Here is a 13,327-nt window from a genome sequence, read left to right as displayed (position 1 = left end):
GGTGACATCGTGGATGCATCACAGCGTGAGGGAACCACGCTCACCCTGCCCCGCCCCGACCTGGCGACGCAGTTCACCACCATCGACACCATCGCGCCCTATCGCACGGCGCCCGGCGGATTCGGCGCTCGTCTGGCTGCGGCCCGTCGAGTCGCGGCGGACTTCAAGCGCGAGTTCATCACCACGGGCACGCCCGACTACGTGGAAACCTTCGACCTCACCGGAACACCGTATCCGACGAAATTCGGGCTCTGGCGGGCGGCGATCACGCCCGCGCCGCTGGTGAAGATCACCAACCGGCTCACGGTCATCCAGTGGCGCGACAGCTCGGGGCAGCGGAAGACTCTGCTGTTCGAGCCCAGCGATGGCCGTTTGGGTGGCAATACCCCCTATCTCGCGTCGCTGTATTCGAAGCTGCCAAAACCGGTGCGCAGCCGCGAGATCAGCTCGCACGGCAATGTCAAGAAGGTACTGGCCCGCATCGGGCTGCGGCCCGAAGACGTCGATTACCTCGCCTTCGACCACCTGCACACCCAGGACGTGCGGCGCTGGCTCGGCACGACACGACCGCAGCCGGACATCTCTCCCGCTGCGCCGATCGAACCGTTCCTGCCCAACGCCAAGCTGCTCGCCCAGCGCGACGAGCTCGAGGCGATGGCGCAGCTCCATCCGCTGCAGGCCCCGTGGTATCAGGCCGCGACCTACCGCGACCTGCGGCCCGAGGGGTTGCTGGCGCTCGACGGCGACGTCCTGCTCGGCCCGGGTATCGCCATCCTCGCGACCCCGGGGCACACCTGTGGCAATCAGTCACTCGTGCTCAACACCGATACGGGAGTGTGGGTGATGAGCGAGAACGTCATCGCGACCGAGGCATTGACACCGGAGCACAGTCGCATCCCGGGCCTTCGGGGATGGGCCGAACGCATGGGCCAGGAGATCATTCTCAACGCCAACACGATCGAGACCACCGCTGAGCAGTACAACTCGATCATCCTGGAGAAATCGCTGGCCGACCGGTCGATGCGCGATTCGCGGTTTCTGCAGTTCTTCCCGAGCAGCGAGCTGACGCCGCTGTGGCTCAACCCCGGTACGGACCCGACGTTCTTCCACGGTGAGTTGCGGCACGGCACGTTCCTGAAGTCTTGAGCCATTCGACCTGTCGGCACACATTTTGAAGAGGAAAACCAATGGGGAGAAAGGCCTTCGGCCACTACGACCCGCAGTGGAATCCACCGGGTTACACGGTCGATGAAAGCGGCAAGGTCATCGGCGGTTACAAGCCACCCGGTGTCAGCAATTGGGGCCGTTGGGGTGAGCACGACCAGCGCGGCGCGTCCCAGCTCATCGGCGAGGCGGAAACCTTGCGGGCGGCGCGATCGGTCCGCCGAGGGGCGGTATTCTCCCTGGCCCTGCCGATCGACGCGACGGCGCCGCGCTGGCCGGGCCGCCCGCCGGCGAAGCACTACTTCGCCGTCTCCGGTTCCGACGTGCTGGCCGGATCCCGGTTCAGCGAGATGTTTCCCGGTCATGTCCACCTCGACGACCACCTCGACATGGCGCTACAGGGATCCACGCAGTGGGACGCGCTGGCGCACATCCCGGTGGACGACACCTTCTACAACGGTTATTGGGTCGGCACGGCTACCTCGGACGGCGCGCCCTTCGACCACATCGGCCATCAGCGCGAGAGCTTCGTCGGGCGTGGTCTCCTGCTCGACCTGGCGCGACATGAAGGGGTCGACTCGCTGGAACCCGGACGCGCGGTCGGACCGGACGAGCTCGACGCGGTGTGCGCGGCCGAGGGTATCGAGGTGCTTCCCGGCGATATCGTTCTCATTCGAACGGGTTATCTCAGCCGATGGTGGAGCCTGAGCACCGATGCGGAGAAGCTCGCGTATTTCATGGACGGATGCCCAGGCCCTGGTGCTGCGTGTGCGGAGTGGTTCGCCAGGAACGATGTCGCGGCCGTGGCCGCCGACACAGTCGGCTTCGAGGTCATGCCCGCACAGGATTCCGCGCGACCCTTCGCTCTGCACCGGCGACTGCTCTGCGATCTCGGCGTCAGCATCGGTGAGCTGTGGAGCCTCGACGCTCTGGCGGCCGACTGCGCCGAGGACGGGGTGTACGAGTTCTTGCTCGTCGCTCCCCCGCTGTACATCCCCGAGGCGGTCGGATCGCCACTGAATCCAATCGCGATCAAGTAGCACGCTTGCCGGCCGAATTCGCCTCGAGTCCACTCGCATCCGATTAATATAGCAATTGACATATTAGGTGGGTTTCCGCAGCCACCCGGCGACATCGCCGGTACCGCTCGGATCCCGCCGACATCGAAGGAGATACCGTGGAGCTGCTGCTCGACACGGAGGCCAGGGAGTTCCGCGACGCGGTGCGGTCCTGGGTCGACTCGAAGTATCCGAAGTCCCGTGCTCGCGAGATCGAAGCCGACAAGGAATATCCGTACGAACTGTGGGACGACTTCGCCGACGCGGGATTTCACGGAATCGGTATCGACGAGGAGTACGGCGGGCAGGGCGGCGACGTCGTGTCGCAGGTTCTGCTGGGACAGGGACTCGCCCGTAATCTGGGCGGCTTGGTCGCGGTATGGGGTATTCCTTCCTTCGCTGGCGCGAAGTCCGTGGGCGCCTATGGAAGCACCGAGCAGAAGCAGCGTTTCTTGCCCGATCTGGCCAAGGGAAAGCTGCGTTTCGCTATCGCGATCACCGAACCCGGCGGCGGAACCGACGTGCTGAGCGCGATGCGTACACGCGCCCAGCGCGCGCCGGGAGGATGGACGATCACCGGTCAGAAAGTGTGGTCGACCGGCGCGCACGTCGCCGACTATCTGCTCGTGCTGGCCGTCTCACATCCGGAGGAGAAGCCCAGCCGCAGGTGCAGTCTGTTCCTCGTCCCGACAGCCAACGAGGGGTTGACCTGCCGGCCCATCCCCAAACTGGGCATGCGTGCGGTGGCGTCGAACGAGGTCTATTTCGATGACGTTTTCGTCCCCGACGAACTGATGCTCGGCGAGCCTGGACGCGGTTGGGGCAATATCGTCGCCACCCTCAACAACGAGCGGATTCTCACCGCGTCGTTCGCCACCGGCATGATCGAGGGCGTCCTGGAAGGCGCCGTGGAGTATTTGCAGCAGCGGTCGGCGTTCGGCGGCCCCATCGGCCGCTTCCAAGCGCTACAACACTATGTCGCCGATATCGCCGCGTGGCTGCGCCAAAGCGAACTCGTCACCTACTACGCCGCTCTGCTTCAGCAGCAGAATCGGCCCTGCGGAACGGAGGCGACAATGGCGAAAATGGTCACCGCCGACTACGTCACGCAAGCCGCCGACCTGGGTATTCAAATCCTCGGCGGATTGGGTTACTCGCAAGAGACCGATATGCAGCGCTTCTGGCGGGACTCCCGGCTGTTCCGGATCGCGCCCATTACCAATGAGATGGCCAGGAACATGATCGCCGAATCGTTCGGTTTGCCGCGCTCCTATTGAGAACGGATCTTGCAGTGAAAGCACTCGTTTGCGACACCTTCGGATCGGTCGACCACGTGGTCTACCGCGACATCGACGAGCCGGCGCCGGGGCCGGACGACGTCTTGATCGATGTGCGGGCCGCCGGCGCCGGGTTCTACGACGTCCTCTTCGCCGAGGGGAAGTACCAGATCAAGCCGGACCCGCCGTTCGTCCTCGGATGCGAGGTCGCCGGAGTCGTCGCAGCCGTCGGCTCGAATGTGACCCGGCTGGCCGTCGGAGATCGCGTCATGAGCCTGGGAATCCATTTCGGCAGCTTCGCCGAGCGGATGACCCTTCCCGGATGGCTACCCACTGTACTGCCGGAAAACATCGACTTCGAGCAGTCGGGTGGCACGATGTCGTCGCTGGGTGTCGCGCAGCACGCGCTGTGCCAGCGAGCGAATCTCCAATCGAGTGAAACGCTGGTCGTGACGGGCGCTTCCGGCGGCACGGGCAGCGCCGCGATTCAGATCGGAAAGCTGTTGGGGGCCCGCGTGATCGCGGTGTGTTCTTCCGAGGAGCGCTCCGCCTACTGCAGACAGGTCGGTGCCGACGACGTCATCGATTACACGACATCCGAGGTCAAGCAGTCGATCCGGGAACTGACCGGCGGACGCGGAGCGGACGTCGTCTTCGACACGGTCGGCGGCGACGTATTCAGCGCATGCGCCCGCGCCATGGCGATGGGTGGACGGCTGCTCGTCGTCGGCTTCGCTTCCGGCCAGATCGCCGCGTTTCCGCCCAATCTGTCGCTCGTGGCCGGTTACGCACTGGTCGGCGTCAACTGGCTCAGTTATCTACGTGCGCAGCCCGCCGATCACCATCGCACGATGAGCCGGCTCACCGACTGGCTCCGCGCGGGCGAGGTCTCCCCCACGATCACCGATGTCGTACAGATGTCCGAAGGCCGAGACGTCCTGCGGCGCATAGCGAACCGTGCGGTCATGGGAAAGATCGTGCTGGTGCCATGAGCGGGTCACGCATCAGCCGACGTAGAACCGCTACGTCGATCAAAACCGGCCCGCATCGGTCCGAGAAGAAACACCAATGAATCAGGAGTTGTGATGACGAAAGAACTCGACGACCTCAGCGGCCCGTTCGACCCGGATTTCAAACCCGAGGACCTCTCCAAGGAAGCGCTGCTGAAGTTGTGGCGCTCGACCTGCCGCCTGCTCATCGGCATCGACGGGCACTGGGCCACCAGGGTTCGGGAGAAGCTCGGCGAAGAGGCGACCTTCGAGATCAACAACGGTGTCTGGGAAGACATGGTCGCCCGGGAAAAGCGCTGGATCACCGACGGCATGAACATGACGGGGAACGACCTCGCGACCTTCTTCAAGTTCCAGCAGGTAAATCCCGCGACAGCGGGAATTATGGAGATCGAGCTGGATTTGGAATCGGCGAACAAGGGCACCATGACCGTCACCCGGTGCTCCGTGCTCGAGTCCTGCGAGAAGCTCGGTATGCCGGAACGCCAGAAGGCCTGCTGCGATATGGATGTCATCTACTTCCCGAACCAGGCGCGCGAGATCAACCCGAATATCGAGACCAAGTGCCTGAAGCTGCCGCCGCGGCAGAGCAAGGACGAGATCGCGTGCAAGTGGGAGTTCACGCTCGAGCCGCAGACCGACTCCCCCGGCCTTTGATCGCCCGCGCCGCCCGCACCGCCCTGCCTTCTCGTATCGAGCGCCGGCACGCGGCTATCGAGGCCCGTTCGGCGCCTGCGCGGACAGGGTCTGCACAATGGTGGAGGAATTCGGGCAAGTTGGCGCGGACAGAGGCGGTGACCAGGCGTATGGCGAAGCGGGGACCGGGCAGAGCCCCGGCCGGCACGTTGGATGGACGCGGCTCGGTGATGCGGGCAGCCCGGGAGGTGTTCGCCGAGTACGGCTACGCCGGGGCGAAGACTCGCGATATCCTCGCTCGCTCCGGAATTACGTCGCCGACGCTGCATCACCATTTCGGTTCCAAGGCGGGGCTCTACCTTGCCGTGCTGCATGAGGTCATCGAGGAGATCCTTCATGCGCTGGAGGACGCCGTCGACGGACGATCGACCTTCCTCGATCGCGTGGACGCGATCCTGGACGCCAGTGTCCGCATGAACCGCCACGACCCGACGCTGTCACGGCTGGTCTTCGCCGCTCCGGTCGAGGTACGCCGTAATCCGGAACTCACCTCCGGGGCGGAGCGAGTCGGCGGCCTCGCGGCGTTTTTCGAGAACATGTGCCGGACGTCGGACGGGCTGGCCGTGGATCCGGTGTCCGCCACTCAGGCACTGATGACCATCATCTATGGGCTCGGCCGCTCGGCCATGACCCTCGATCAGCGTCAATACGAAGAAGTCGTGGCCGCTGTGCGAGCACTCGTGCACGGCGAGTTCGCCGAGCACGCCTGACCGATCCCACGGAAAGCGCTCGACAAACCCGGCTGAATTAATATATCGTTCGATATATTAATTCAGCGTATTCGCAGACCACGTCGCACTTTCGGCACGGTTGACGGCCGGTTCGCACAGAACCGCTGAGCCCTGCTTCACATCGATCCCCGACCGGATCGCTAGCCAGGCGGAATGGATGCCCTTCAGAGCGCCGCCGACCTTTCGCATAACGAATACAGGAGTACGGATGACTTTCCTCCAGGGCAAGGTTGCCGTGGTGACCGGTGCCGGACAGGGCCTCGGGCGCGAGGAAGCGCTAGCGCTTGCCGACGCCGGAGCCATCGTGGTAGTCAATGACATCGGGAACGCGCCCGAACCGGACGGTGAGCGGCCCGCCCAGGCGGTCGCCCGCGAGGTCCGCGAAGCCGGTGGCACAGCCGAGGCCAATTTGGACGACATCAGCACCTGGTCCGGTGCCGAAAAGCTGATCGACCAGGCGTTCGCGATCACCGGTCGCCTCGACATCCTGGTCTGCAATGCCGGCATCGTCCGGGACCGCATGCTGTACAAGATGTCCGAAGCGGAATGGGATGCCGTCATCCGGGTGCACTTGAACGGTCATTACTTTCCGACGCGCTTCGCCGCCGAACGCTGGCGAGCGCAGGCGAAGGAGACCGGGGCGGTGGGCGCCCGCGTCATCTACACCACCTCGGAGGCAGGCTTGTTCGGCCATGTCGGACAGGTGAACTACGCGGCCGCGAAGGCCGGCGTCACCGGGATGTGCTTCACTGCCGCACAGGAGCTCGCCCGCATCGGAGTCACCGTCAATACCGTGTCGCCGCGCGGACGAACCCCGATGACCTTCGGTGCCTTCGGTGAAATCGCTATTCCGAAGGGCGGATTCGACGTGTGGGATCCGGCCAACGTGGCGCCGATGGTGGTGTTCCTGGCCCGCGACGAGGCCGCCGAGATCTCCGGCCAGGTCTTCGTGGTGCACGGGGGCACCGTGAGCAGGTTGGCAGGCTGGCAGGAACTGGCCTCCATCAAGATCGACCATCGCTGGGGTCCCGAGGAACTGCACAGTGCGGTGGCCACATCACTTGTGCCGCAACTGAAAGCGGCACCGCCGGAATTCCCCGTCGAGATCGGGTAACACGTGACCCTGACCGACGAGGCGCGCGAGGAGCGCGTCATCGGCCCTGTCACACGTACGGACTTCGTGCGATACGCAGGTGCCGGAGGAGATTTCAACCCCTTGCACCATGACGACGAGTATGCCCGAAGCCTGGGCCTGCCCTCGGTGTTCGCCATGGGGATGTGGACCGCCGGGCTGCTGGCGTCATTCGTATCCGATCGGCTCGGACCCAGTTCGGTCGGGGCCCTCGACATGCGGTTCCGATCACCGGTCTGGCCAGGGGACGAGCTGCGGCTGGCTATCGAGGACACGAACGGCGCCGGGGAGTCCCGCGCGGTGTCGGTGACCGCGGGCGGCGCACCGCGGATCAGCGGAACCGTGCGGGTCGGGTCCGCACCTGCGCGGAACGCGCCCGACTCCGCGCCGCCCACGGACGAACGGCTGCGAGCGATCACCGCCACCACATTCGAGGATGTCGTCTTCCCCGTCGAGCGCGGGAAGATCATCGAATTCGCACGTGCGGTGCACAGCACCTCGCCCCTGCATTCCCGCATCGCCGACGCACGTGCCGCGGGGTATCCGGATCTCGTGGCGCCGTTGACATTCACCAATTCTCTCGCCCACTGGTCCGGCGGAGACGCTACCGAGACGCCGATCCGGCTCGGCCTCGATCTCGCGCGGGTCGTCCACGGCGAGCAGCGCTATCGCTTCACCCGCCCGATGGTCGCCGGCGACGTGCTGACCGCACGCAGGCGCGTCGGGGACGTGAGCGTGAAGGCCGCCCGCGACGGCGGCGAGATGACCCTGGTGAGCGTCGTCACGGAATTCGTAGACCGCTCGGGCGCGACGGTCGTTGCCGAGGAGATGGTGATGATCGAGCAGCCCGCCAGATCCCGGGCGTCACAGTCGGTTAGGAGATGATGAGATGACCGACACCCAAGAGTACGTAATACTGGACCCTGAGCACCTCGCTCTCACCGATCGCGGCCCGGTGTTGCGCGGCAGCAAATGCCCCGAATGCAAATTGCACTTTTTCCCGCCCCGGTGGGAGTGCGCCGTCGACCAGACGCCGTGCGCCGACGTCGACTTGTCCATCGAGGGGAAGCTGCACGTCGCAACGTATGTCCACTTCCCCGCGTACGGAAAGAGCACGCTCCAGAGCGAGGGGTACGGCGTCGGGCAGGTGGACCTTCCCGAGGGGGTACGCGTCCAGGCCATCCTGGCCGGCGATCGGGCCCGCTGGGTCCACGGCACCGTCATGCGGCTGGTGACCGAATCGGTCGGAGAAGACGATCTGGGGCGTTCCCGGATCGCCTACCGGTTCGCTCCACGCCCGAGCACGACGCCCGAGAGCGTCGGCTGGCTCGCGGCGCGGGCGGCGCAACAGTGGCCGGACGCGACCTTCGCGCACCTCGGTGACCGGACACTGACCTTCCGCGAGTTGTCGGCCCGGATCAACACGGCCGCGGCCGAGTTGATCCGGGCCGGCGTCGAGCCCTCGGACAAGGTGCTGGTGCACCTTCCCAACGGGTTCGAGGTGGTCGTCTTCCAATTGGCTGCGTGGCGGATCGGCGCCATCGCGGTTCCGGTCGTCCCTATCTACCGCCGCCACGAACTGTCCGACATCGTCGGTGACGTCCGGCCGCGCGTCATCATTACCTCCGGCTCCAGCGGAAATGGTGATAACACAGGGCTTTTCGACGAAATCGTTGCAGCACACGGCCTCCAGGACGTGGGGAAGTGGCAGGTCGGGGGTGATGCCGAGGGATGGTTCCCAGCACCCGGGTACGAACACGGTGAGCACGCCGTCGACCTCCCTGATCCGGCGGAGCAGACCGAGTGCTGCCTGATCCTTTACACCTCCGGTACGACGTCGACACCCAAAGGCGTCATGCTGTCGTCGGCATCGCTCGTCGAGGCGCTGGCCGGCTGGACCGCGATCGGCGTCGGACACGACGACGTCGCCCTGGCGGTCGCGCCCCTGGCCCATATCGCCGGGCTCATCCCAGGCGCCCTGCTCCCGCTGACCGTGGGCTGCCCGACGGTCATCATGCCCAAGTGGGACCGCCATCGAGCCGTGGCGCTCATTCACGAACACAAAGCCACCATTTCCGCGGGTGCGGCTGTCTTCCTGCATGATCTCGTCGACGAATATCGCAGCAGTCCTCCGGACGTACACAGACTGTCGCACTTCATCAGCGGCGGTGCCTCCACTCCCCCCGAGCTCGTCCGCGAGGCCGAGCAGGTCGGTATGCGTGCCTCACGCGCCTTCGGTATGACCGAAACCGCGGGCGTGATCACCATCGCCGCACCGGACGCTCCTTTGGAGCAGCGAGCGCAGTACGACGGCCACCTCGTCGATTCGATCTCCGTACGAATCGTCGATGCGGAGGGCAACGAACTCCCGCCAGGAGAGGAGGGCGCGCTCCGGATCCGGGGGCCTCAGCTATTGATCGGTTACACGGATCCGCAGCGCACTGCCGAGCAGTTCCAGGACGGATGGTTCGATCCCGGCGATATCGGGCGCGTGACAGCCGACGGCTGGCTCCAGATCACCGGACGCACCAAGGACATCATCAATCGTGGTGGTGAGAAGTTCTCCGCGCGCGATATCGAGGAGGCTCTCCTGCGGTATCCGGATGTCGAGCGAGCGGCGGTCATCGCCGTTCCGCACCAGCGGTTCGGCGAAGCGGTGGGAGCCTTCCTCGTACTCGCGGCCGGAACCAGCTGGGACGGCCCGGAGAACTTGACGGCCTTCCTCATCGAGTCCGGTCTTGCCAAAGCGAAGGTTCCCGTCGAGTGGACCATCCTCGATCACCTACCGGTGACAGCCAGCGGAAAGATCCAGAAGCATCTGCTCGCGGAGCTTCGCAATACCACGAAGGAACACTGATGAAAGACGTGGCCGTCCTCGGTGTCGGGATGACTCCATTCGTCGCCAAAACCGAAGTGTCACTTCGTGAACAAGCCTATCGAGCCGGCCGCGCCGCCCTCGACGACGCAGGAGTGGGATTCCCTCGGGTCGGGTCGGTGTACATGGGTTATCTGTGGGAGCCGACGATGACCGGCGTCCGGTTCCTCAAGGAATTCGGTCTCACCGGCGTCCATGTGCAACACGTCCAGAACGCCTCGGCTACCGGGTCGGCGGCGCTGCTGGAAGCAGTACGCGCAGTAGCAGGCGGACACAGCGAGATCGCCATGGCCATCGGCTTCGATGACATGCAGCGGATCAACGGCGCCGGCTTTTCCAATGAGTCGGCGGAGGGCGTCATCCTGCCTGCGGCGTTCTTCGCGCTGTGGGCGCAGGAACGCATGCTCACCTACGGGACGACGCCTGCGACCCTGGCCGCCATCGCGGCCAAGAACTGGAACAACGCCGCCCGAAACCCGATGGCGCAGCGGCGGCCGACGACCGCAGTCACCGCCGAAAAGGTGCTGGCGTCGAAGATGATCGCGGATCCGCTTACCTCCATGATGGCCGCGGGGGTAGGCCAGGGCGCCGCGGCGGTCATCGTGGGCAGCGCCGAGCTGGCACGCAAACTCCACCCCGACCGTCCGCCCGTGCTGGTGGCGGCCTCGACCATGCAGAGCGAAAGCTATACTCCCTACCACCTTTTCGTCGGTCCTGTGATCGGCCCCTCCGGGATGACGAGGACAACCGCCGAGGTGGCCTACAACCAGGCAGGTCTGGGACCGGACGATCTCGACCTGGTGCAGGTCCACGACGCCTTCCCCATCGAGGAACTCGTCTACTACGAGAAACTCGGTCTCTGCCCGGAAGGTGAGGGCGACAAGCTGGTCGCCGAAAACGCCACGGGGCTGGGCGGTCGAATCCCGGTCTCGACCGACGGCGGACTGATCGGTCGCGGCCACCCTGGCGGCCCGACCGGGTTGGCGCAGATCTGGGAGACCACGTTGCAGTTACGGGGCGAGGCCGGCGAACGACAGGTCCCTGACGCGAAGGTGGGCTTGTGCCACATGGTGGGCGGTGGCAGCGTCTGCGTCGTGCACATTCTGCGACGCGGGAGCTGACCGGCCGCGAACCGCCTGTGCTGAAACGGGGCTCGTCTCTCTGAGACCGAGCCCCGTTCCTTTTCACTCCTAGCGGCGCCGCCCTGCGAGGTCCGCTCAGGTTCCATTCGCGGGCGGTCACCGGATTCCAGTTCGCCAGGGGCGGTTGCTCGACACCCACGTTGCGTTGGTGTGCCGGGGCGAAGTACCGGAAATCCTCGGGTGTGAGTCTGCGCCCGCCGGCGTGACGGGTATCGAACAGGGTCGTAATCCTCGGTGAGCGTCCGCAATTCACCCTCAGCGCTTCGTCCGAACACCACAGTGTCGCACACCTCGAACCGACCGGCGGTGATGTCGGCCTACAACTTCTGCTGCTGCTTGTATTCGCACCATCCCGAGGATTATCGGAATCACTCGCCGACCGGGCCGGAGCAGCGGCGCTTCGGCAGACTCAGAACACGCAGTCCGGAATTCCAGGGTTTCGCGCGCTGGTCCACAGCAGTGCGCCGCCGACTTCGGGCAGATAGTGCCGGATGGCGTTCGGGATTCGAGACACGATCGCTGCTGCCGAAGTGAGCCCCTGTGCCGCCAAGGCGAGCGCGAACTGTGTCCGCTGGGAAATCCGACGATCGCAAACTCTGTACAGCCGATTCGCCGAGGTCGTCGGCCCGATCCAGCATATTGCGCCGGTAGTCGAGGTCCGGCAGATATTTCGCGGCGTAGATCGTACGCCGCACCGCCCGCTAGTTCACTCGTTTGACGGCAAATTCTCTGTGTTCAGAGTGTTCACACCTCCGGAAGCACTATTTTAAAGCATAAAGACCATTTTTAATTCTTCATTAGCGCCATGGCGGTCGGTGCGCATCATAAACTTGTTGCGCATAACAGGACTTATGCTATGCTGAGCTGGTAGTGATCCAGGGCACATGAGTGTCCGAGTGGCAGCGTGGATCACGTGCCTGGCCGTCGACTCGGCCGGATTCCTTGGCTCCGTCTCGTTTGTTGCGTTGCGGCAGGTAGGAGTTTGCTCGGCTAATCATCTAATTCAGGGTAGAAAACTGCGATATGGTCGCAGCAGAATTGTTGCCCTCGGGTGCATCGCGGCATCGCAAGGTTGAATCCGCCTGCACATGCGCCCGACGATGCCAACTCGGTAAAACACCGAGGTGATTTCTCTGCCGAATCAGGCCAGTGTCCGTTCCGGAACTGGCGTACACGGCTTATCCGAAGAGATCTATCTGCACTTCCGCCGAGGTTTCACCAGTACGCGGAATGCATTCGATCTATCTGTCGAAGCCGGAAACAGGCACTGAGCACGGAGTGATCATGAGAAACGATATCGCAATATCAAATTTGCAACTCCACCGAGGTCGCGGAGCGGATGGTGCCCGATGACGCAGACGGTGCAGCCCTCGACGCAACACCGCCCTGGGCCGGACATGCCCGCGGTCCCCCGCGTGCCGGATCGATTGCGCCGCGATTTCGGGAAATCGGTGACCTATATCAAGGAAACACCGAAGCGCTCCCTCGCCACGATCGGCAGGTCCGCGCAACTCGTCGCCGCCGTGCTGCGGTACGCGGCCGTCGACACCGCGCGGATGCGGCTTCCGTTGTACGAGACCGTCGATCAGATGTGGTCGCTGCTCAAGGTGACCGCGCTGCCGGCCCTGCTGATGGCCGTCCCTATCGGAGCGGAGATCTCGGTTCAGGTCGGCGGGATCATGAGCCAGGTCGGTGCGAACTCACTTGCCGGAGCTGCCAGCGGAGTCGGTGTAGTAGGGCAGGGCGCACCCATGGCAGCCGGCCTGTTGATGAGCGGGGCCGCCGCGTCGGCCATCGCCTCCGACCTCGGTGCACGGTCGATACGTGAAGAGATCGATGCGATGCGCGTCATGGGCGTCGATCCGGTCGAGCGCTTGGTGATGCCGCGATTCCTCGCGATGGTCGCGATCTCCCCGGTGTTGTGCATCGTCATCATCAGCGCCGGCGTCTACGCGGGCCTTACCATTTCCTCGATTGCCAATGGTGTGGTGCCCGGTAGCTTCTGGCAAACCTTCGGAGCATTCGCGACCCCTACTGATGTCGGGTTCGCCGTGCTGAAGTCGTTCCTGTTCGCGGTGATCGTCGTCGTGATCGCCAGCTTGCGCGGACTCGAGGCGAAAGGGGGGCCGAAGGGCGTCGCCAACGCGGTGAACGCGTCCGTCGTGCTCAGCGTCTTCTTGATCTTCATGACCAATCTCATGGTCAGTCAGTTGCAGGCGATGTTCTTCCCGGCCCAGTTGGC

General features: G+C 64.6%; 11 protein-coding genes. All 11 read left to right on the top strand.

What is annotated here, in order from left to right; translation table 11 throughout:
• The first annotated feature begins 9 nt into the window (after window positions 1-9).
• Complete coding sequence (locus ACT86A_RS13305) at window positions 10-1,146, top strand: MBL fold metallo-hydrolase (protein ID WP_445092403.1); 1,137 nt, start codon at window positions 10-12, stop codon at window positions 1,144-1,146.
• Between the two features lie 41 nt (window positions 1,147-1,187).
• Window positions 1,188-2,204 carry a cyclase family protein gene (locus tag ACT86A_RS13300; protein ID WP_445092402.1) on the top strand — a complete coding sequence of 339 codons (1,017 nt, stop codon included), beginning with the start codon at window positions 1,188-1,190 and terminating at the stop codon, window positions 2,202-2,204.
• Window positions 2,205-2,341: 137 nt separating this feature from the next.
• Window positions 2,342-3,499 carry an acyl-CoA dehydrogenase family protein gene (locus ACT86A_RS13295; RefSeq protein ID WP_445092401.1) on the top strand — a complete coding sequence of 386 codons (1,158 nt, stop codon included), beginning with the start codon at window positions 2,342-2,344 and terminating at the stop codon, window positions 3,497-3,499.
• Window positions 3,500-3,513: 14 nt separating this feature from the next.
• Complete coding sequence (locus ACT86A_RS13290) at window positions 3,514-4,491, top strand: NADPH:quinone oxidoreductase family protein (protein ID WP_445092400.1); 978 nt, start codon at window positions 3,514-3,516, stop codon at window positions 4,489-4,491.
• 93 nt (window positions 4,492-4,584) lie between these two features.
• A complete protein-coding gene (locus ACT86A_RS13285) occupies window positions 4,585-5,166 on the top strand; it encodes a DUF6125 family protein (RefSeq protein WP_445092399.1) in 582 nt (193 codons plus the stop codon).
• A gap of 209 nt (window positions 5,167-5,375) precedes the next feature.
• Window positions 5,376-5,915: a TetR/AcrR family transcriptional regulator gene (locus ACT86A_RS13280; protein ID WP_445092398.1), complete on the top strand. Its 540-nt coding sequence runs from the start codon at window positions 5,376-5,378 to the stop codon at window positions 5,913-5,915.
• A gap of 229 nt (window positions 5,916-6,144) precedes the next feature.
• Complete coding sequence (locus tag ACT86A_RS13275) at window positions 6,145-7,050, top strand: SDR family NAD(P)-dependent oxidoreductase (protein WP_445092397.1); 906 nt, start codon at window positions 6,145-6,147, stop codon at window positions 7,048-7,050.
• A 3-nt stretch (window positions 7,051-7,053) separates the two neighbouring features.
• A complete protein-coding gene (locus ACT86A_RS13270) occupies window positions 7,054-7,953 on the top strand; it encodes an FAS1-like dehydratase domain-containing protein (protein ID WP_445092396.1) in 900 nt (299 codons plus the stop codon).
• Window positions 7,954-7,957: 4 nt separating this feature from the next.
• The gene (locus ACT86A_RS13265; RefSeq protein ID WP_445092395.1) at window positions 7,958-9,925 is read left to right on the top strand and encodes an AMP-binding protein; all 1,968 of its coding nucleotides are present in this window, start codon (window positions 7,958-7,960) and stop codon (window positions 9,923-9,925) included.
• Window positions 9,925-11,064, top strand: coding sequence for a thiolase family protein (locus ACT86A_RS13260; protein ID WP_445092394.1), 1,140 nt, complete (start codon window positions 9,925-9,927; stop codon window positions 11,062-11,064). The genes ACT86A_RS13265 and ACT86A_RS13260 overlap by 1 nt, the downstream gene beginning before the upstream one ends.
• 1,418 nt (window positions 11,065-12,482) lie before the next feature.
• A partial coding sequence (locus ACT86A_RS13255) for an MlaE family ABC transporter permease (protein ID WP_445092571.1) occupies window positions 12,483-13,327 on the top strand: 845 nt, incomplete at its 3' end.

This window comes from Nocardia glycosmidis, from assembly GCF_052545115.1.
The sequence above is the reverse complement of the archived record's forward strand: the minus strand, read 5'-3'. Positions and strand labels throughout refer to the sequence as shown.

Excerpts from the sequence above, each read along its gene's own strand:
- ACT86A_RS13280 (WP_445092398.1), top strand. The coding sequence starts at position 5,376 with ATGCGGGCAGCCCGGGAGGTGTTCGCCGAGTACGGCTACGCCGGGGCG.
- ACT86A_RS13265 (WP_445092395.1), top strand. The coding sequence starts at position 7,958 with ATGACCGACACCCAAGAGTACGTAATACTGGACCCTGAGCACCTCGCT.
- ACT86A_RS13300 (WP_445092402.1), top strand. The coding sequence starts at position 1,188 with ATGGGGAGAAAGGCCTTCGGCCACTACGACCCGCAGTGGAATCCACCG.
- ACT86A_RS13285 (WP_445092399.1), top strand. The coding sequence starts at position 4,585 with ATGACGAAAGAACTCGACGACCTCAGCGGCCCGTTCGACCCGGATTTC.
- ACT86A_RS13260 (WP_445092394.1), top strand. The coding sequence starts at position 9,925 with ATGAAAGACGTGGCCGTCCTCGGTGTCGGGATGACTCCATTCGTCGCC.
- ACT86A_RS13275 (WP_445092397.1), top strand. The coding sequence starts at position 6,145 with ATGACTTTCCTCCAGGGCAAGGTTGCCGTGGTGACCGGTGCCGGACAG.